Genomic DNA, 20,504 nt, shown 5'->3' on the forward strand with positions numbered 1-20,504 from the left:
ATGTCATTTACTAAGGGTCAAATCATCACAGTAAGCTTAGCAGGACTGGCAACAGCGGTGGGAGTGGCTGTTGCAACTATACAGTCGGGTGCGATGAAACAATCCGATCTTCCCCTTGCAGAATCCCCGGCATCCACCAGAAACCAGATTGCAGGGCCGACGAACAACCCTGAATCTCGGCAACTAAAACCTCTGCAAGCACAAACCCAGGCCACGGAATCTCCCCCATCCCAACCCCAACCGGCAAAAACCCCAGCACATCAATCCTCGCTAGTTGCAGGAGTCCCTCCACGAAAAGTTGAGCCAGTAGTTGTCACACCGCCAAATTCGGGTTGCAAAATCAGCCAAGCTGTAGTCAGCGATCCGAATCCACCGCTAAATGTGCGATCGATCCCGCAAGTAAGGGGCAGCAACATAGTAGGAAAACTCAAAAATAATACCTTTGTTTCAGTCGCCGAAGAACAAAACGGTTGGCTGCGAATTACCGATCCAGTTTCCGGTTGGGTTGCGAAAAAACGCACCGAAAGCAGTTGTTCTAACGTCAACCAGCAGATTAATTTTGTGCCGGGAGGAGATGAAGCCATTGTTAAAGGTCGAATTATCGGCGGCGGCAGCCACTCTTACCGGATTCGCGCCCGAAAAGGTCAAACAATGACTGTTAGGAATCGGAAAGATGTTTTTCCCCAAATTATAACTCCTCGTGGCAAACTTTTAGCCGGAGATTCTTATCAAGGCAATGAAGCAGAGTGGAGTGGAAAAGTGCCAGTAACAGGCAATTACACTTTACAATTAGACTCAAATTTCCGGGGATACGAATACGAATTTTCTGTTGAATTGCGATAATTTCCCTGATATCTGTATGCACAGCGTCGTGCCGTGTCCATACCCGGATCTGCGACTTTTAATAAATAGTATAATTAAGGAATCTCGGAAAGCGATATATCCAGAATCGCAAACTTCTGCCAATCTTCCGAATCAAAGTGCCACCATTCAGTTGTTATAGCGATAAATCCGTGTTTTTTCATCGCATCCTTAAGCACTTGACGATTTTTCCGAGATTCTGCGCTGCCGCCTTGATAATCTCCATGAGCTTTTTCGGTAAAATCATCGTAAGGTGTAGGCATTTCTAATTCTTTGCCCGTGCGATCGACTAAAGTCAAATCAATAGCAGCACCGCGATTGTGTCGCGAACCCCTAGCAGGATTAGCAACATAGCGCGGATCTGGCCAAGCTTGCCACATTTGCTTAGTCACAGAGAAAGGCCTGTAGCAATCGTAAACTTTCAAACCCAATCCGATTTTTTCCAAATCTGTTTGAACTAGCCCTAACTGTTGAGCAACAGAACTTCTCAAAGCGCATTTCGATATAGGGTAAAGCTTTCGTTTCAAGAAATTGTTAGTAGTGGCGTATCGGATATCGAGGCGAATGTTGGGATTTACGGTGCGGATGTCAACCAGTCGCGCCGAACGCGGAAGTTGACTCATGAAAATACTTTCAGGTAATACTGGGTTTGGTTCTGGTTGGGTAATTTGCACTTGTGGCGGCTCCTGGGCGCGGACAAATGTTATATGGTGCAGACCGATCGCACATAGCAACACTAGCATAAATGCGATCGGGTATTTTCCAAAACGATTAAATTTCATAGCTGTTCTGATTGTGAGTGTTAAAAAGTAGATTGAGGTCGTTGTTCTATGCTATAACCAATATTATGATGTCACCGTGACAGCAAGGAGAGCTATGAAAACTGCAATTTCACTTCCAGATTTAGTTTTTGAAGAAGCCGAGGCTTTGGCTAGTCTGTTAGGGTTATCGCGCAGTGAGCTTTATACAAAAGCATTGCAGGCGTATCTGCGGCGACACAACCGATCTCGAATTTTGAGCAAACTGAATCAAGTCTATTCTGAAGAGTCTTCTAAACTAGATCCTGTCTTGGCAAAGATGCAATTTATGTCCTTACCGCATGAGGATTGGTAATACCAAGTCCGGGTTCGGCTATTGAAATTGCTACTAGACAAAAAAACTTTCGGGGGTCGGCGTGCATGGGCTTTATTAACCCACGTATAGACTTGGATCAACAGACTGAATTTGCCTACTAATAATTAGGGACAGAGCTTTACGGGTCATTTCTATTGGCATAAATGGTGACTCTGACCAGTATTTAATGACTTGCTCCGGCAATGCTGGAATGTGAATAAAACCAACCTTCATATCAGAATTATGAATCTCCTTCCAATGAAGAAAGTGATAAAAAACTTGATTGCATAGATGAGTTCCACAATCATTTGAAATCCTAGTTGGAATGTTGTGGCTTTGTAACAGGGAAACCAAATCTTGGGGATCTGCTAGACAATCCCAATAGGCAATAGGAGCATTGGGGACAATCGGTTTTCCCTTGGGTGCGTTTCCTGCTGCATCCAAAGTCACAAAATATCTTAAATTCTTTGCCATTCGCTCAATAGCTATTTTGTTGTAACCCCGCGCCTGACCGATCCCAATACAAATATCCGGTGAAAATGCTTTGAGAGTTTCATCAACTACGTGTCCGAGGGTGTTGGTATTACCAGGCAGAATCTTGAAGTCAATGCAATCAACGTACTGACCGATCTCCTGAGTAGGATTGTCGCGTAACGACACCACAACCAACTCTGAGGCATTCAAACCATCATCATTTGGCTCAAAGCCAGTTATTAAAACTCTCATCCCAAAGCACCATATCACTGATCGCTTTATTTTAGTCTTATTGAGTTGGGTAGGTTGGGTTGAGTGTAAGCGAACCCTACGCAACGCTAGAGCCCAACACCTTATTTTAGTTAGAAGAGTTGGGTTTCGTTCCTCAACCCAACCTACACTATCCAGATCCAAAGTCGGAAATTCAAAAAATTTTTAAATTCCCAACCGCTGATACACTAAATCTAAGTGCCTCAATTGATACTGCGGATCGAAACAATCATCAATTTCTTTGGTCGTCATCTTAGCTGTTACTCGATCGTCCTTAGCAATTAAATTGTAGAAATTGCCGCCCGGTTTGTTCCAAGCTTCGTGAGCACAAGATTGCACAATTTTGTATGCGTCTTCGCGACTCGTGCCTTTTTCTACTAAGGCTAACATCACGCGCTGGCTGAAGATGACTCCGCCGTAAAGGTTCATGTTTTGCTTCATGTTTTCGGGATAGACTAGCAGGTGTTTTACTAAGTCTGTGGTTTCTACTAACATGAAGTGAGTTACTGTAGAACTGTCAGGCAAAATCATCCGTTCTACGGAACTGTGAGAGATGTCTCGTTCGTGCCAAAGTGCAACGTTTTCTAAGGCTGCGACGGCGTTGGCGCGGACAATTCTTGCCATCCCTGTGAGTCTTTCGGATCGAATCGGGTTGCGTTTGTGGGGCATGGCGGATGAGCCTTTTTGCCCTTTGGCAAAGTATTCTTCGACTTCGAGAACGTCGGTGCGTTGCAGGTTGCGGATTTCTACTGCAAAACGCTCGATCGATGCTGCTAAGAGTGCTAAGGTTTGGACGTATTCGGCGTGTCGATCGCGCGAAATGACTTGAGTCGATGCGGTATCGGGTTCGAGTCCGAGGTTTTGACAGGCGATCGCTTCAATTCGCGGGTCAATATTAGCATAGGTTCCGACTGCGCCGGAGATTTTGCCGACTGCAATGGACGATCGCAAATTCACCAATCGGGCGCGGCTGCGAAAGACTTCTGCCAGCCATCCTGCTAGTTTAAAGCCAAAGGTGATGGGTTCGGCGTGAATTCCGTGCGATCGGCCAACCATGACGGTATTGCGATGTTGTTGAGCCTGATAGCGAATAGCTTGACTCAATTCTTCGACACGTTCTAACAAGATATTGACGCTAGCGACTAATTGCAGCGCCAAAGCGGTATCGAGCACGTCGGAACTGGTTAAGCCGAGGTGAATGTAGCGGCCGGCATCGCCTACATATTCGTTGACATTTGTCAAGAAGGCGATCATGTCGTGGCGGACTTCGGCTTCAATTTCGAGGACTCGTTTGGGGTCAAAATTAGCCTTTGCTTTGATTTCTTCGACTGCGGCGGCGGGGATGTAGCCGAGTTCGGCTTGAGCTTCGCAGACAGCGATTTCTACTTGCAGCCAGCTTTTCAGTTTGGCGGTTTCAGTCCAGATGTTGCCCATTTCGGGCAAAGTGTAGCGCTCTATCACGGTGGGAGTTGGGGAATGCGATCGTCCTATTGTACCTCTGCGAGGCATCCGTCTTCAGTCGGGATGGGGAATTTGGGGCGATCGAACTATCCCTCTTCTGAGTTTGAATATTTCGTTTGTTTCGGATATTGCGTTTATGGCAGGGTAAGTGTTATCGTGAAGGAAACAACCAAGTATATATCGGCCAAATACTTACATACCCCTCCCAGTAATAGCTGCACGGGTTGTGCCCGATCGCAGATTCTGTCTGCTGACCAATAAAACGGGGTCTGGCCTAATCAGCGGTTTAAACCGCTGATTAGACCAACTTATACCACCCTATTGACTCTGTGCTTCAAAAACAATCACATCAAAAAAGAGATTAATTATGTTGAACCAAAAAGCATCGCTTGAGTCAGTTTTGATTCCCGAACAAAAACAAGAAGAAATAGCAAAATTAGATCGGATTCTCAGCCACGAATTTGCACAACTAAAATTAGTCGGAAGTAAAGGAGAAGAGATAGTAATTCCTGAATCAGTCTACAGCATTTTGCGTCAGGTCGTGCGTGTAATGGCATCAGGTCAAGCTATCTCTCTAGTACCTCACAATCACGAACTGACAACACAAGAAGCTGCTGATATTCTGAATGTATCCCGACCATTTCTGGTCAAGTTACTAGACCAGGGAGAAATTCCTTGTATCAAAGTAGGAAAGCATAGACGTATTCGTTTGGAGGATTTAACTTTATATAAAGAACATCGAGACAACAAACGTCGCAAACACTTGGATCGGCTAATCGAGATGACCGAAGAAGCTGGTTTGTACGAGGCATAGAAATAATTCCAACATTAATATGTCTAAGCTTAGTGTTGTCCTCGATGCTTGTGTCCTGTTTCCTATGTATCTGCGCGATACTCTGCTTTCCACCGCCGAGGCTGGTCTGTATTTACCGTATTGGTCGCAGAAAATCCTTGATGAAGCAATGAGCAACCTTGTCCGCCAAGGGATATTATGCCAGGAAAAAGCAATCAATCTTGAAGCGGAAATCAATGCAGCCTTTCCCGAAGCAATAATGGAAGTACCTGTCGGCTTAGAGCAAATCATGAAAAATGACCCTAAAGACCGTCATGTTCTTGCTGCTGCTGTAACAGCCAAGGCTGATGTCATTGTTACCAGCAATCTCGCGGATTTCAAAGAAAAGGATTTAGCTCCTTGGAACATCAAATCGCTGTCACCTGATGAGTTTATGAGCGAGCTATTTGACGAATACCCGGACTTAATAGTGAGATTATTACGGCAACAGTCGGAAAGGTACAAAAAACCTCCGAAGACTGTTGCTGAATTACTTGAATTTTTGGAAAAAAAAGCAGGTATGCCCAAATTTGCTAGTAATATTTTGTTATATGAATATAGTCTAGATATTGTGCAAACTGCGGAAACAGTCTTAAGGAACTACGGCAGACAAATACCCGAAGGCGGTAAATTTCTTGAGGGAGATCGGTATCGTATTTGGCAGCAAGAAGAAACACTTACAATTACTGCGAAAGATGGTAGAGGTGAAATTCTGCGATTTCAGAATGAGGAAATTGAGGGGAATATCTCATCAGAGGATATCAAATCATTCCAAATATTTGCTCAAAGCTTGGAGTGAGAATTAACAATAAATAGGGTTGAGGAGCAACAAGCTGATTAAAATAACCGATTTGCAGGAGCTAAAGGAGCTACAAGATGAATAGTCGTTACAGCCTCATCATCCAGTGGTCAGAAGAAGATCGACTTTTTGTTGTCAGTTGGCCTGAGTTTACCGATGTCATGCAGCCTTGCACTCACGGACACACTTACGAGGACGCGGCAAAACACGGACAAGAATTGTTAGAAACATTGATTGAACTCTATCAAGAAGATGGGCAACCTCTACCAGAACCTCAGACCTTGGGGAAACGATGGCAGATTGCGTAAAGTTGTTAATACCAAGAATTATCAATCCAAACCTATACTATTTCATTTTTACTAAGCGATCGCGTCCCTTGAGTTAGTTGGATGACTGGTAAAATAAGTGCGATCGCCTCCTTTGTCGGTGAAGTAAGGGAGGAGTGATCGCAGTATTTTTCAAGATGCCGTACTCCGCTGATAACGCACCCTACTTTACTATTGTAGCTCTGCGAGGCCTTCGTCTTCAGTCGGGATGGGGAATTTGGGGCGATCGAACTTTTCAGATATGTGACACATCGTCCGTAGACCGATCGTCCGCAGAGACTGAAAATTGGGAGATGAGTCGATCGAAACAGAAGATTCTGCGTGCTTTAGGTCATCTGGTAAAGCAACGCAGGACAGCGTTGGGAATTTCGCAAGAGGAGCTTGGAATGCGGGCTAATTTAGACCGCACCTATATATCTGGAGTCGAACGCGGAGTCAGAAATCCGTCCCTCACTGCAATTGCAAGTCTAGCTAGCGGCTTGGGCACAACAGTTTCCAATCTTCTCGAAAATCTAGAAATAGAAGCGGAAAATATAGAGTGAGCAATCAAGATTTAGCAGGAACAATTAAAGCTCAATTAAAACAAGATTCAACTCAATTCAGAGTCTTTAATCTCCTCTCGGACCAAAAATGGCACTGTCGGGAGTGCGAAGGCAAACAGATAGCCTCAGCTCAATATGCTGGCGGTGGCGGAATTCAGGGATTGCAGCGCGGAACAAGGAAGCGCCCCGGTCTTGTTATTCTAACAGAAAAGAGATACTGTCAAACTTGTCAGGCAACACGCTTGGGCGATTTATGGACAGGAGAAATTAAATCAGCAAATTCTGCTGCTAACATACCCGCTTCTCTGGTAAAAATAATTCTCGAAGTTTACTTTTATACAGATGTAATCGAACAGAGAACACGAGCAGCTCATGAGTTAGTAATTGACCATAGATTCCCAATGGAGCGTTGGGGGGATAATGAGCCACCACACCTGGCATCTATGAGCGCATCTGAAATCAAGGCAAAGTTTCAGTTGCTCAAAAAAGATGCTTCAGGCAATCACAATCTTCTAAAATCTCGAAGTTGCGAACGCTGCATCAAAACAGGGAAAAGAGGCACACCTTTCGGAATCAAGTTTTGGTATGAAAGAGGCGAAGACTGGCCTTCCATACATCAGCGCGGCGCTGAAGCTGAGGAAGGCTGCACAGGATGCGGCTGGTATGATTTTGAAACTTGGCGAAATGCTCTCAATCAAAAACTAGCTGAATCTGTTCGGGATGTTTAACAGTAACTAAACTAGGCTTGTTAAGCGCAATATCAGTCAAGTATGGAATAAGTGCAAAACCGATACACTCTGCTAAACGCGGCGGCACGGCATTTCCAATTTGCCACATTGCCTTTTTCATTGAGCCTTCAAAAATAAATGAATCCGGGAAACTTTGCAATCTAGCCATTTCGCGAGCTGAAATCACGCGATTGAGATAAGGATGAATATGAGTGCCGCCGTGATTTTCTTTAACAGTCATACTCGGTTTTCCCGGATACTGTCGCTTGAAAGCATCGGCGTAGCTTTCATACAAAGAACCGCCTGGTGGCACTTTAGCAAGTCTTTCCATGTACTCAACAGAATGACGAGTCCATTCGTGGTTAATTTCGGGTATGGGAGTATGCTCTGGTAAATCATCAATTGCTGACTCAATCGGTTTGTATTGTTCGGGCAACAATTGCGGCTTCGGATAGGGATTTTGCATCCCGAATCTATTGGCAATAAAAATAGCTCGCGGGCGGATTTGCGCGACTCCATAGGCCGCTGATTCAAGAACAGCAACGGACATATGGGGATAGCCAATTTCCTCAAAAGCCTCGCAAATGGCTTGCTTAACAGCTCCTTTTTGTATAGTCAATATTCCGGGTACGTTTTCCATGACAACATACCAAGGACGTATTTCAGAGACAACGCGGACAAACTCTCTAAATAAGCGATTTCGAGGGTCGTTGGGGTCGCGTTTTCCTGCAACTGAGAAGCCTTGACACGGCGGCCCGCCTACAACAACATGAACTTCTGGCGAACCAATTTCAGCGAGCAAATTTTGGGGATTTAAGTTTTTTATATCGTCGCACAAGTGATGGCAATCAGGAAAGTTTTTTGTATGAGTTGCCGAGGCGATGGAATTAATTTCAACACTTGCTACTGGTCGAAAACCTGCTTGGAATAAACCTTGGGTCATGCCGCCAGCACCGCAAAAAAGATCGAAAAATGTATAGTCTGATTTTGGCAGTGACTGAGATTCAACATCAATGAATATCTTGTAGGGGTCGCAGTCATTTGCTTCTAGTTCGCGTTGGATGCGTTCGTAACGCCCTAATTTTGCTTTCTTCTGCTTTTTGGCAGGAATTGGTTCTTCCTCTTTTAAGAATAAAGACAGTTGTATTGCTTCCATTTTATATTTGTTTACTGCGTTCTATCTGATGTTGCCCACTTGGGGCAGGTGTAGGGTTCGATCACGCTTGGAGTCGGAGAGTGCGATCGTCCTATTGTACATCTGCGCGGGGATGAAAGACTCAGAAACCCTGTTTCTGAAAGCAACCAGGTTTTTGTAGTTTGGGCGATCCGCTACAATATGCTAAACCTCGTTAGCTGGCATTCTTCTCTATTCGCCAATAAATGGTTCCAAATGAATAGCCATTAATATTTTGGCTTGACTTCGCCCTTGAGTGCATTTACTCAAAAAGTATTGCGGTTTTCAGGGTTATTCGCTAGAATAGCCAACCTGTCAAGTAAAAAAATCCCACCAACGAGACAGACATTTCCGACATTCGCTTATGACCATTGCCTATACTCCACCTTGGCTGCTGAACAACGGCCTATTAATGACGTTGTACACCGCATTAAGGGCTAGTCGCGGTTGGGAAAAAACGATCCCTTACCCAGAACCCCCTTACCGAGAACACATCTTTACTGGCGCCTGTGGAGTCCCGATTTTTGGCTGGGTTGCCATCCCCGAAAATCCTCGATATACCATTGTCGGGACTTACGGCATTACTGGCGATCTGGATAATCAATGGTATCTGAAGCTACTAGGCCGTAAAGCTTATGCCCAAGGCTGTGCAGTGGTATTATTTGACTGGCGAGCTCACGGCAAAACTGCCCAACTCTCTCCCACCCTGACTTCTGATGGCCTATACGAAGGCGAAGATTTCGTTCGGATTGCTGCCGCTGCTAAAGAAATGGGATGTCCCGCCCCTTTTTGGTTCACGGGTTATTCCCTGGGCGGACAATTAGCCTTGTGGGCCGTAAAATCAGCTCAGACGATCGCAGATTGGGGACCGGACTTAGGGCTCGAAGAGTCAGAACTAGCAGGCGCGGCGGTGATTTGCCCCAGCTTGGACTCGAACCGTTCTCTGTCTTATCTAGTTAAAGATGAGTGGGGGAAATTTTTAGAAAAAGCGATCGCGCGACAGTTAAAAAAACTAGCAAAAAACATCGCCGCATCGCATCCGGGGGCGATCGATCCTGCCGCCATTGAACGCGCCAACAGCATTTGGGGCTTTGACCACGAACTGGTAATTGGCCCGTTAGGTTTCTCCTCTGTGGAAGAATACTATGACGCTAGCAGCGCTCTACACATTTTGCCTCACCTCAATAAACCCACTTACATCCTTTATGCAGCCGACGATCCGATGTTTGACCCGGTGCTTGTCTCTGAGTTGCAAGCCATTAGCGCGAACAATCCTGCCTTAGAATTAGTGGTGACAGCCTACGGCGGTCATGTGGGGCATATCAGTAGTAAACGTTGTCAGCATCAATTTGCTGATAGCGATCGGTGGTGGGCATGGAATCGGATTTTACAGTGGTTCGATGCCTTGAGTCTTGATTAAGATTATCAAATAAAACCTGAACACTCCTCGGCAATAGTTGCCGGGAGGAAAGGATTAGGGGGTTTAATCTATCTAGTCCAGAACCTTGAAACTATTTCGCAAAAACACTAGACATCTGGGCACAAGCTGAATGGCTCACTGGGACACAATTGTGCATAATTTGCAAAGCCAGTTGACTTAACCTATATTTGACGACAGCATAAGGATTAGAAGCAATTATAGTTAATAACTGGTGAATAAATATCGATTAACTTATTCGTTTTTTTGAGAATAGTGTCAGCTATTAACTAGGTAAAACTAAAGCTCCAAGTCTTAATCTAATCAAACCGCAAAGAGCGATAATTACTCTCTCGTATTTAGAGTTCGCTGTAGTTGGCTAGCATTGTTAGTGTTATCTTCCCACGTCCTTGATTGATGCCCTCGTCCTCGGCAACAACAAACAGCACCGCCTCGTACAAAATCTTATTTTAGTTGAGAGACGGGGCGATCGCATCAAAACCAAAGAAACCGGGTTTTTGGCCGTTGCTGTCGGTTTTAACGCTGTATTCTCCTAAAAAACCAGGTTTCTGACCACCCGCGCCTCGATTTTCAGCTTTTAGAGAGAGGTAAAAACTCGCCCGATCGCTACACTATGATTAACTAGGAACTCAGCAATTTTGGAGAAGAGGTGAATTGAAATTCGTTTCCGACCCGCAAATAAAAGTCAAAATCCGCAAAATGAACGAGCGGGTGCGGTGGCAAGAAAAATCGATCGTCGATCGGGGAATCGACCAAACTCGGATGGTTTTGGAATCTCCAACCACCGACTCTCCAGAGTTTTCGTTTTTAGTCGTAGGCGACAGCGGCACGGGCAACCACCGCGGCTACAATCCCCAGCGGCAGATTGCCGAACTGATGGTTTCGGAGCGCGAAACTTGCCGTTTCGTCCTCCACACGGGCGATGTAGTTTATCTCGTAGGTTCCAGCGAATATTACTTGCAAAACTTTATTCGCCCCTACCGAGAATTTATAGTCGGCGGCGAGCATCCCTCCCGGATTGCCTACGATCGCATGGTGTTTAATTTTCCGTTTTTGCCCGTACCGGGAAACCACGACTATTACGACTTGCCGATAGTCTACGGCCTTCTGTCGGCGACAGCTTTGCCGTTGCGCCGGCTGTTGGGTTCCAAGTTGGATCTCGATGTCGGCTGGCACGGTTCCGATCGCGGAAATGCCTACGCCAAAGCCTTTCTGGACTACCTGCAAGCTCACAAAATGCCGGGAGAGATCGATCGCCACCTAGACGCCCACTACACCGCCAGCACCAGCACAGGCCGCTGCCTCCGCTACCAACCCGGACGCTTTACCCGCTTACCCAACCGCTACTACACCTTCCGCAGCGGCGGCATAGACTTCTTCGCCCTCGACTCCAACACATTCAACGAACCGTTACCGATCCCGAAAACCAAACAGGGCGACATTCGCCGCCAGAATTTGGAACTCGATCGTCAGAAATTGGAACAAGAAAAATTGGCAATGCTCGAAATGTGCGATCGGCTCAAGCCGGAGATTCCCGAGGAAGACGAACAGCTAGACGACTTGACCGCCAAATTAGAGCAAGTTGACGAAATGCTGATGGATATTGACAAGCAACTGTCGCCCGACAAAACAGCCTCCACGGACGTTGAACAGCTCGAATGGCTCAAAAAAAGGCTGATTAACTCTTGGCGCGATTCCGAGGTGCGGGGGCGGGTAATTTACCTGCACCATCCCCCCTACGTGACCGAGGCGACAAAGTGGAATCAAGCTCAAACTTTGGCGGTTCGGTTGCGATTGCGCGAGGTGCTTGACGGGGTGGCCGATGCAGTTGGGGACGCGGCGCGGGGGCGTCCGCTAGTAGATTTGGTGCTGACTGGCCACGCTCACTGTTTGGAATACCTGCGGACTGGGAATACCGGACACGGCGACTCTGGGATTAATTGGATTGTCTGCGGGGGAAGCGGCCACAGTCTCCGCCGCCAGCGCCCGGAAGGGCCGATGTTGCAGGAAGCATTGAGTCCTGAAGCTTATCGGTTGGCGCGGCAGTCTGGTTCCGAAACAGCCAGCCGGCGGGTAGCGGAATCTTTGCTATTTGTCGGCCGCAGCGGTCAAGGTTCCTACAAACGCCGTCCTTATTCGTGTTTGCGGATTGATGTTCTCGACGGGTGTCCCCCGAAGTTCCGCATCCGACCTTTGGTTGTCGAACGATTTGAGGGGAAATGGCAGGATATCTCGATCGAACCTTTTGTGATTTAACTTTCGTTTTTCTGTAAGTCTCGATCGCCCTTAAAAATTTGGACTTTGACCGATTCCGGTTCCCCCCTTTTTAAGGCGCCGGGGCGATCGAGAGCCGAATGCTCGCACACAATACTCGTATTAACTTAATTCAGGAGAAAAATTCAATGATTGCTAACTTAACCGCCACCGGCTGGGAAATTATTTACCACCGCGCCCACGCCTTGCTCGCGGCCCAACTTGGCGGACAGTGGAAGCGCTCGAAATCTCCGCTTCGCCTCTACGAAACCATAGCCGCGATTTCGCATCACGATGATTTGGAAAAGGAGTGGGAAGAAAATATTTTGACTGAAGCGGGCGCGCCCTTTGATTTTACGTTGCAGACGGAAACTTCTCTGCCGAAAATTAAAGCCATGGCGCAGAATGCCCTATATCGTGGTAGGTGGGTAGCAATGCTGATTTCTATGCACATGAGCTTTCTCAATGAAGGAAAGCGGGGAGAGTCGAAGGAACTCGACGAGTTTTTGGACGAGCAACTGGAAAATCAAAAAAAATGGCGCAAAGAGTTGGAAGTTTCCGAGGAAGATGCTAAGGCAGCTTATGCTTTTTTCCAGTGGTGCGATCGGCTATCATTAATTCTTTGCAGCCGCGAGTTACCCGCCGGAGAACGAGCTTTAGAAATTAGTGTGGGCCCGGACGGCAAGCGCTACGATATTGTACAGCACAGCAACGAACTCGTGACTGTAACTCCTTGGCCTTTTGAAGAAGATAAGTTTACTGTGAACGTCGAAGCGTGCCTTTTGGATAAAGTCAAGTTCGACAGCAACAAGGAAATTAAGGAAGCGCTGCACAAAGCTCCCCGCGAAGTCTTAGAGTGGACTTTTGTCAAGTCTTAATTAAACCTCTACCACAAATACTGCACCGTTCTAGGTTTGTAGCGAGAACTTCAGTTTGATCGAGTTTGATGAGAACTGAAGTTCTCGCTACAAACCAATTTGATTGTTGGCGATTTACCGGACATAATATTATCAATGAGTCCTTACCAATTACCCATTAGCCATTACCAATTACCAAATATGGAACGTTCAGCTTGCCTAATTTTCAATCCCGTCGCCGGCCACAGCGACCCCGACCAAGACTTAGCTAAAATTCAGGAACTTTTAGAGCCTTTTATTGACTTAGACATTCGGCTGACAACCCCAGAATTAGACGCAGATCAAATCGCCCGCGAAGCAGTTGCTAGAGGAGTTGAGGCAATTATTGCTTGCGGGGGCGACGGCACATTATCCGCAGTCGCTGGGGCGATTGTGGGCACAAATATTCCTTTAGGAATTATTTGTCGGGGAACGGCTAATGCTTTTGCTAATGCTTTAGACATTCCGAATACAATTGAAACCGCCTGTGCAACTATTTTTGGAGGGTTGACGCGGGTGGTGGATGCGGCGATTTGCAACGGTGAAATGCCGATGGTTTTGTTAGCTGGAGTGGGCTTTGAGGCAGAAACTGTCGAACTTGCCGATCGCGAAATGAAGAATCGTTGGGGAATGCTGGCTTACATTCTTTCAGGAATTAAACAGTTAAACAATTTAGAAAGATTTGAAGCGGAAATCGAAACCGAAGATAGAATTATCAGCCTTACTGCTGTGGCGGTGACAGTGGCAAATGCAGCGCCCCCTACTTCCATTTTAGCTCAAGGCCCGGCAGGGATTATTTTTGATGACGGCTTGCTGGACATAACGCTGGTGGCGCCTCAGAATAAAGCTGGGGCAATCGCAGCTTCTTATCACCTATTGCAAACAGCTTTGAGCGGCAATCCTACCGATCGCGACGACATCGGTTATTTGCGGGCAAAAAAAGTAACAATTAGTGCCGATCCGCCTCAAAAAGTGGTTGTAGACGGCGAAATCATCGGCATGACTCCGGTTTCTATTGAGTGCGTTCCGGGAGGTTTAACTATTTTTGTACCGCGAGTTGAAGAAGAACCCGTGGTGGAAAAACTCACCGGTTTAGCGGATATCGAAATTACATTGAAACCCTCAACTTAAAATTTTTAGCGACACAAACAATAAGAAAGACCGCCCGGGCGGTCTTTCATTTTTAGGCGTCTAAAATTTGACGAATGCGGCGCTCCAAACGTTCGAGATCGAGTCCGCCTTCATCGCGGCTGATGCGGCGCACGGTGACGTTAACATTGCTCAAATCTGCCAGCAAATCTTGCAGGATTTCTTGTTGCTGGCGAGCTTGAGTTATTTCGCGCGGTTCCTGCACCAAATCGCGAACAATTGTATCTTCAGCGCGCGAGGCAACGATCGGGTCTGCTTCGCCGTCTACGTGCACGAAAGTGCGCCGGCCAGGCCCCCGTTCTTCTTCAATTGGTATTACTGCTGTTACTCGATCGGAGCGTACATATTTTCCAAATCCCAGGTGGACTAAGACAGAAGATTGTATTTTCATAGTTAGCACGATTTATTGGTTAGTTATCTATATTTTAACTCGCAATTTCAGGCTGTGACAAGTAATGGCCAAGCGGGTTTTACACCTATTTTGAAGAGTTTTTAGGGGTATGAAAGGTGGCTATTTTTTAGTAAATGTGGTAAGTTTTTAGTTGGATATAAACATCTGAATAAAGTTTTTTTATGAAGAACGTCCGTCCTAATTACCCAAACTTTGAGGACGGACGTTTTCACTGCCAACGTAGAAAGGCAGAGCCTTGAAACGAGGAAATAACGCAGCTTATCAGCTAAACTGTTGAGCGTAGTATCCTGCGTAGCGAGATCCCTTTTCCAGCAACTCCTCGTGCGTCCCAGATTCCACAATTCTGCCTTTTTCCAAAACTAAAATGCGATCGGCTCTCCGCACAGTAGCCAAGCGGTGAGCGATAATAAACACAGTGCGATCGCGCATCAATCTTTCCAGCGCTTCTTGCACTAAACTTTCGGACTCCGAATCCAGCGCCGATGTCGCTTCATCCAAAATCAATATTCTGGGATCAAGCAAAACTGCACGGGCGATCGCAATTCTTTGTTTCTGTCCCCCAGATAAATTTACACCCCTTTCTCCTACCCAAGTTTGATAGCCGTCGGGAAACTCACTAATAAATTGATGGGCGTTAGCAATCTCCGCAGCTTTTTGAACATCTTTGAGTTCATAATAAGATTGACCGAAAGCGATATTTTGAGCAATCGTACCCGAAAATAAAATCGTTTCTTGCGGTACAATTCCAATTTGCCGCCGCAGAGTATTTAAGGTGACATCTTGAATATCAATCCCGTCAATTAAAATCTGTCCCGCTTGCGGATCGTAAAATCTGGGTAGCAAATTTACTAAAGTAGTTTTACCCGCACCGGATGCACCCACGAGAGCAATCATTTCTCCGGGCAGCACTAACAAACTCATATTTCGTAAAATCGGTGTCTCTGAGTTATAGGCAAAATTAATATTGCGGTATTCGACTTTTCCGGTAACGTGGGGAAGTTCAATGGCACCCGGTTTTTCAACGACTGTGGGTTCAATTGCTAATAATTCAAAAATGCGATCGCTAGAAGCTTCTCCCTGCTTAAAATCCCCGTAATTAGCAGTTGTAATAGCGATCGGGTCAATTAAAAGTGCCACCCCTGCGATATAACTGATAAATTGAGTACCTGTGAGATTTCCTTGAGAAATTTGCCAACCTCCCAGGAAAAAGAGCAAAATCACGCTCATCGCTTCCAGAAAGCCCACTACAACGAACTGAAGTGCTTTTATTCGTTCTGACAGATACTTAGCGCGGCGGTTTTGTTCTGCTTCTTCTGCAAAGCGGGCAATTTCGTAGTCTTCAGCCACAAATGCTTTGATTAAGCGAATGCCGCTGAATACTTCTGTCAGCAAAGCGGATAAATCAGAGATGCGATTTTGACTTTGGCGCGAGTAACTTAGCAGTTTCTCCCCAAACCAACCAATTAAGATAGCCATCAGCGGTGCAATAATTAATGCACCTAGAGTTAATTGCCAGTTGAGATAAATCATATATCCCAGGACGGCAATTAGCTGCAAAACACAAGGAATAAACTGATGAAAAAATTTATTTACGACTTCGCCAATGCGGTCAATATCTTCGGTGAGGCGGTAGGATAAATCTCCGGTTTTGGCGGTTTCAAAGTAGCCGATATTGAGTTTTTGCAGGTGGGAGTAGACTTTTTTGCGGATTTCTAAAGCAATAGTCAAAGCAGCTTTTGCCATCAGCGTATCTTGACCGTACTGGGCTGTACCCCGAATTAGAAATATAATGGCGCTGAGTGCAGCAATTTGAGCGAAGCCTTTTAAATCTCCATTGCCTATAAATTTGGCTGTCTCGCCAACTAGCCACGCTATAATTGGCCAAAATACGGTAAATACTACGGTACAAGCTAATGCTTTACCGATGGTTTGTTTTTGGGGACGGAGGTAGGGTAAGATTTGCCAGTATGTCGATCGAGTTTTCAAGATATTTTGCCCTCGCAAATTCTGTTCTTGGGGATCTCTGCAAGAATATTCAAACTTCGATCCCCCCTAACCCCCCTTAATAAGGGGGGAAAAAGATTATTATTCCAAGTCCCCCTTTTGAAGGGGGATTTAGGGGGATCTCTGCGTAAGTCATAGAGATATCTGAGCCAGAATATGATAACAGCGATCGGGCAAATCTCAACAATCATTCTTCACGCAAAGCATCCGGGATAGAAAGGTCACGGATTCATCTGTGGGGTTCATTGTCCAATTCTTCAATCTAAAATCTAAAATCTAAAATCTAAAATCTAAAATCATTCTTGACCGTCGGCATGAGTAGCCTGTACTTTAGACCCCGCGACAACTTCGCCCCGAAAGGCGGCTGACTGTCCGGGTGCAAGAGTAACTGGTTCAGCGTAGATAAATCCGTTGTCAATTAAATTGCCTGACTCGTCCAAAACTTCATAATTGACTTTGACATTCTTGATTATTTTGCAGCCTTGATTAAGGACTTGACCGCTGAAAAAGTTGCCGTCATAATTAGCCGCCGCAATTGATACTTTCGCAGCAATGTTGGAACCGGGAATGCAAGTTTGGGAAGTTCCTAAAGATGGCTGTTTCTCGCATAACTTGCCCAAGTCTACTGTTTTGCCGTCGGGGGTTTTCATGTAGCAAAACGGCTCATCAACTGGTAAAGCTTGAGCCATTGTATTTGTAAAGTCTGTAAGCAGAGGGCGAGCCGAGAGCGGCGATATTAGCAAACTAGATAAAGCTAGTGTTAAAGGTAAAATAATCATGTTTTTTGGCAATAAATTGTACAATTTAATTAACATAAATTTTACATTTGCATATCTCTATGTATGGTGGATGTTATAACTAATTTAATTTTTCGGGCGGGCTAGAAGCCCACCCCAAAAGAATTAGATGTGCGTTGCTCACAGCCACACCACAAGAAGTAGATGCGCGCTGCTCAAAGCCACCACACAAGAATTAGATACGCACCTTACGAAATTATCTAATACTCGGCTTCCTATTCCTAAGATTCTGCGCTCCGGGAACCTTCCGGCTGGGACGGCGATTGTTCAAATTACTCGCAGTTCGAGCATTCAAAGCATCAGCAGAAGGTATCAAACCCAAGTCTTGCAAAATTTCAACAGCCGCCCTTTGTCCAGTTTCGCAACCGCCTTCCATGTAACCTTGATTTTCCAGCGAAGTGTGTTCCCCGGCAAAATATAAATTGCCAACTCGTTCGCCTTCAACGCCGTACATTTGCGTCCACTGTCCGACTAAATAGCAGGAATAAGAACCTTTGAAAAAGCGTTCTCCCGGCCAATAAGCTCGCACAGCTTTGCCCGATCGCAAATTTCTCACTCCGGGAAAAACTCTTTCAAATTGGTTCAAAAATCTTTGTGCTTGGTCTTCTGGAGTGCCTGCACCGATCGACAAACCCTGCTTTCCTCCTGTATAATTAGTGATCAAACCGTTAGGAGTAGGAGCAAAAGGCGTAGCTTCCCAGGTATTCTGGAATTCTAAATCGCTATAAACAGAAGCAGTCGATCGATAAAGTTCCCGCCAAATTCGGCTGCGGTAGCCGGTAATTAACTTAGAATTAGTACCGTAACCCAACTGCTCGATCGCCCTGCGCTTTGGTTGGGGCAAAGGTACGTTAATTCTAACGTCTCGCAGAGTGCTGAACGGCAAAGTTAACAAAACTCGCTCGTAAGTGCGCTCGAACGCGCTTTGTCCCGATCGCAAATTTACCCGATAGCGGCCATCCGGCAAAAGAGTAATCGCTTCCAAAACCGTCCCCGCCTCGATCGAACCTGACAATTGACCCGCCAAACGGTTGATAATTTGACTATTACCGCCGTCAATTTGATAACGCTCATCGCTGTTGCCGTACAATTCAAAACTGCCCGCCTCAGAACCGATTAAAAACAGCAGATTTAACGCCGACTGTTCTTCAGGATCTCGACCGTATTCAGTTGTGTAAGCAATGCGGAGTAACTGCCGGACAAGCGTGCTAGTCTCAGCTTGGTCTACATATTCAGCGATCGAAAGATTGTCCAATCTTTCCGCTGCTTCCGTAAAATCAAGATAGCTAATTTCATCGCCAACCGTCTCCAAATCAGCACTAATTTTACTCGCTAGCGGCGCAAATTCCGCGATTATTTGCTCAAGAGAAAAGCGGCGGCCTTGAAAGAAAAAAGTATCCTTCACCAATCCACTCTGCACTTGGGCTAAGTCGATCGCCCGCAAACCCAATTCCGTCGCCAGCGAGATTAAATTAGTATGACCGGTGTCAATAAATTCTCCCCCCAACTCCGCCGGAATTAGCGTTCCAGCCACCTTGGGAATAGTGCGAATCCGCCCCCCCACGCGGTTAGTTGCCTCGATTATATCGGCGCGCACACCCGCTTGCCGCAAGCGATAAGCCGCCGTCAAACCCGCAATCCCCGCACCCACAACCAAAATCGGCGATCGTCCGCCCTGTTGAGCAAAAGCTCCCCCTCCCTCCCTGGTAAAAGTCGCAGCAGCGACAGCCCCCGCAGCAGCTAAGCCCCCGTGCAGCAAGCGGCGCCGAGATATGGCAGAATTGGGAATGCCAGCGCTCAGCATCCCCAGCAGTTCATCAGCCGGAATGCCCGTTTCCCTTGATTTCTGAGCAATACTCGCAGCGCGGCGGAGCATTGCCATCAGTCCAGATTTAGCCATAATTAAGACATCCTCACAAAACAAAACTTTGATGTAAACTGGATTCTCGATCGTGCACTTTCCAGACTAAAGTCCAGAGAGATTTTTTTAATAATGCTAACCCTCAGAACACTGTTCGACAGCAAATTTTATCTCGAAAACAACCCAGATGTCGCGGTAGCAGTTGCCAGAGGCACGGTATCGAGTCCTTTCGATCACTACCGAAAAATTGGCAAATTTGAAAATCGCGACCCCAATGCCCTGTTCGACGCCAGCTATTATTTAGACACCAATACAGATGTAGCGGCATCAGCGAAACTCAACGGTTTTTCAGTCGCCGATCACTTTATCAGATTCGGTCAATTTGAACGACGCAACCCCAACCCTTTCTTCGATGTTGGTTTCTATTTAGCAAGCAACCCCGACGTTCAGACAGCAGTCCAAACCAATCAATTTACCCCATTTGAACACTACTTCAAAGTCGGTCAATTAGAAAACCGCAAACCCAGCGTTTTCTTCGATCCCAGCTTTTATCTAGAAAAATATCCGCTGGTAGCAGCAGCAGTCAACAGCGGCGCAGTTAAAAGTGCGATCGACCACTACATTCAATTCGGTCAACAAGAAGGACTGTTGAGCACTCTCTCCGATCCCGCAGACAATTTGAACGCAGCAAAAAGCCTAGGCATTCTGACAGAAATTCAAACGGCGAGCGATTTTGTAGGAGCTACTGAACCAGCCGACATTTACAGTTTCATCCTCAATACTCCCAGCCTTTTCAGTGTAACTGTTGACGGTTTGAGTGCAGATGTTGATGTTGAATTAATTCAAGATCTCAACGGCAACGGCGCAGTTGGATTAGACGATATTATTGCTTCGTCTAACAATTTAAGCACGGCTTCAGAAACAATTGTCAGCAATGGGCTTTTACCTGCGGGCACTTATTTCGTCCGCGTTTCTCAATTTCAAGGCGATACAAATTATGACTTGAGATTGCTTTCCGCTCCTTCTCCCACGCCGCTTCTATGACATGAGGGTTTACACTCTAAGGCAGTCCCAATCAGAAGGTGGAAGACAGAATGCAGAATTAAATAAAATT

General features: G+C 46.1%; 21 protein-coding genes. 13 read left to right on the forward strand and 8 right to left on the reverse strand.

What is annotated here, in order from left to right:
- Nucleotides 1–843 (forward strand): SH3 domain-containing protein, encoded by an 843-nt coding sequence (locus QUB33_RS11725; RefSeq protein WP_333350530.1) that lies wholly within the window; start codon nt 1–3, stop codon nt 841–843.
- Between the two features lie 74 nt (nt 844–917).
- Here the strand turns inward: QUB33_RS11725 and QUB33_RS11730 are convergent, their stop codons facing one another.
- Complete coding sequence (locus tag QUB33_RS11730) at nt 918–1,643, reverse strand: M15 family metallopeptidase (RefSeq protein WP_333350532.1); 726 nt, start codon at nt 1,641–1,643, stop codon at nt 918–920.
- Between the two features lie 94 nt (nt 1,644–1,737).
- On the opposite strand from QUB33_RS11730, the gene QUB33_RS11735 reads away from it, so the two are divergent.
- The gene (locus tag QUB33_RS11735; protein ID WP_333350534.1) at nt 1,738–1,974 is read left to right on the forward strand and encodes a hypothetical protein; all 237 of its coding nucleotides are present in this window, start codon (nt 1,738–1,740) and stop codon (nt 1,972–1,974) included.
- A gap of 75 nt (nt 1,975–2,049) precedes the next feature.
- On the opposite strand, the gene QUB33_RS11740 is transcribed toward QUB33_RS11735, so the two are convergent.
- Nucleotides 2,050–2,700 (reverse strand): pyroglutamyl-peptidase I family protein, encoded by a 651-nt coding sequence (locus QUB33_RS11740; RefSeq protein WP_333350536.1) that lies wholly within the window; start codon nt 2,698–2,700, stop codon nt 2,050–2,052.
- Between the two features lie 183 nt (nt 2,701–2,883).
- Nucleotides 2,884–4,179: an adenylosuccinate lyase gene (purB, locus tag QUB33_RS11745; RefSeq protein WP_333350618.1), complete on the reverse strand. Its 1,296-nt coding sequence runs from the start codon at nt 4,177–4,179 to the stop codon at nt 2,884–2,886.
- A 367-nt stretch (nt 4,180–4,546) separates the two neighbouring features.
- Between purB and QUB33_RS11750 the strand changes: the two genes are divergently transcribed.
- The 5 genes from QUB33_RS11750 (at nt 4,547) to QUB33_RS11770 (ending at nt 7,406) form a co-directional block, all read left to right on the forward strand.
- A complete protein-coding gene (locus tag QUB33_RS11750) occupies nt 4,547–4,993 on the forward strand; it encodes a helix-turn-helix domain-containing protein (protein ID WP_333350538.1) in 447 nt (148 codons plus the stop codon).
- Nucleotides 4,994–5,012: 19 nt separating this feature from the next.
- Nucleotides 5,013–5,810 (forward strand): PIN domain-containing protein, encoded by a 798-nt coding sequence (locus tag QUB33_RS11755; protein ID WP_333350540.1) that lies wholly within the window; start codon nt 5,013–5,015, stop codon nt 5,808–5,810.
- 77 nt (nt 5,811–5,887) lie between these two features.
- A complete protein-coding gene (locus tag QUB33_RS11760; protein ID WP_333350542.1) occupies nt 5,888–6,118 on the forward strand; it encodes a type II toxin-antitoxin system HicB family antitoxin in 231 nt (76 codons plus the stop codon).
- A 155-nt stretch (nt 6,119–6,273) separates the two neighbouring features.
- Entirely contained in the window at nt 6,274–6,678 is a 405-nt protein-coding gene (locus QUB33_RS29660; RefSeq protein WP_445299521.1) for a helix-turn-helix domain-containing protein, read from the forward strand.
- On the forward strand, nt 6,675–7,406 hold the full coding sequence (locus QUB33_RS11770; protein ID WP_333350544.1) for a restriction endonuclease: 732 nt from the start codon (nt 6,675–6,677) through the stop codon (nt 7,404–7,406). The genes QUB33_RS29660 and QUB33_RS11770 overlap by 4 nt, the downstream gene beginning before the upstream one ends.
- Here the strand turns inward: QUB33_RS11770 and QUB33_RS11775 are convergent.
- On the reverse strand, nt 7,369–8,562 hold the full coding sequence (locus QUB33_RS11775; protein ID WP_333350546.1) for a DNA cytosine methyltransferase: 1,194 nt from the start codon (nt 8,560–8,562) through the stop codon (nt 7,369–7,371). The two genes, QUB33_RS11770 and QUB33_RS11775, sit on opposite strands and share 38 nt — an antisense overlap.
- Before the next feature lie 382 nt (nt 8,563–8,944).
- Between QUB33_RS11775 and QUB33_RS11780 the strand changes: the two genes are divergently transcribed.
- The 5 genes from QUB33_RS11780 (at nt 8,945) to QUB33_RS11800 (ending at nt 14,298) form a co-directional block, all read left to right on the forward strand.
- Nucleotides 8,945–10,000, forward strand: a complete 1,056-nt coding sequence (locus QUB33_RS11780; RefSeq protein ID WP_333350548.1) for an alpha/beta fold hydrolase — start codon at nt 8,945–8,947, stop codon at nt 9,998–10,000.
- Between the two features lie 407 nt (nt 10,001–10,407).
- Nucleotides 10,408–10,554, forward strand: a complete 147-nt coding sequence (locus QUB33_RS11785; protein WP_333162925.1) for a hypothetical protein — start codon at nt 10,408–10,410, stop codon at nt 10,552–10,554.
- 118 nt (nt 10,555–10,672) lie between these two features.
- The gene (locus QUB33_RS11790; RefSeq protein ID WP_333350550.1) at nt 10,673–12,274 is read left to right on the forward strand and encodes a metallophosphoesterase; all 1,602 of its coding nucleotides are present in this window, start codon (nt 10,673–10,675) and stop codon (nt 12,272–12,274) included.
- 146 nt (nt 12,275–12,420) lie between these two features.
- Nucleotides 12,421–13,149 carry a DUF3891 family protein gene (locus tag QUB33_RS11795; protein ID WP_333350552.1) on the forward strand — a complete coding sequence of 243 codons (729 nt, stop codon included), beginning with the start codon at nt 12,421–12,423 and terminating at the stop codon, nt 13,147–13,149.
- 180 nt (nt 13,150–13,329) lie between these two features.
- Complete coding sequence (locus QUB33_RS11800) at nt 13,330–14,298, forward strand: YegS/Rv2252/BmrU family lipid kinase (RefSeq protein WP_333350554.1); 969 nt, start codon at nt 13,330–13,332, stop codon at nt 14,296–14,298.
- 52 nt (nt 14,299–14,350) lie between these two features.
- Here the strand turns inward: QUB33_RS11800 and QUB33_RS11805 are convergent, their stop codons facing one another.
- The 4 genes from QUB33_RS11805 to QUB33_RS11820 all read right to left on the reverse strand — a co-directional run bounded on the left by QUB33_RS11805 (nt 14,351) and on the right by QUB33_RS11820 (nt 19,429).
- Entirely contained in the window at nt 14,351–14,707 is a 357-nt protein-coding gene (locus QUB33_RS11805; protein WP_006631047.1) for a hypothetical protein, read from the reverse strand.
- Between the two features lie 282 nt (nt 14,708–14,989).
- The gene (locus QUB33_RS11810) at nt 14,990–16,714 is read right to left on the reverse strand and encodes an ABC transporter ATP-binding protein (protein WP_333350556.1); all 1,725 of its coding nucleotides are present in this window, start codon (nt 16,712–16,714) and stop codon (nt 14,990–14,992) included.
- Nucleotides 16,715–17,028: 314 nt separating this feature from the next.
- Nucleotides 17,029–17,511, reverse strand: coding sequence for an FxLYD domain-containing protein (locus tag QUB33_RS11815; protein WP_333350559.1), 483 nt, complete (start codon nt 17,509–17,511; stop codon nt 17,029–17,031).
- 214 nt (nt 17,512–17,725) lie between these two features.
- The gene (locus QUB33_RS11820; RefSeq protein WP_333350561.1) at nt 17,726–19,429 is read right to left on the reverse strand and encodes an NAD(P)/FAD-dependent oxidoreductase; all 1,704 of its coding nucleotides are present in this window, start codon (nt 19,427–19,429) and stop codon (nt 17,726–17,728) included.
- 93 nt (nt 19,430–19,522) lie between these two features.
- Here QUB33_RS11820 and QUB33_RS11825 point away from each other — a divergent pair, with 93 nt between their 5' ends.
- Nucleotides 19,523–20,434 (forward strand): PPC domain-containing protein, encoded by a 912-nt coding sequence (locus tag QUB33_RS11825; protein WP_333350563.1) that lies wholly within the window; start codon nt 19,523–19,525, stop codon nt 20,432–20,434.
- The last annotated feature ends 70 nt before the right edge of the window (nt 20,435–20,504 follow it).

The organism is Microcoleus sp. B3-A4 (genome assembly GCF_036705385.1).
Classification (GTDB): Bacteria; Cyanobacteriota; Cyanobacteriia; order Cyanobacteriales; family Microcoleaceae; genus Microcoleus.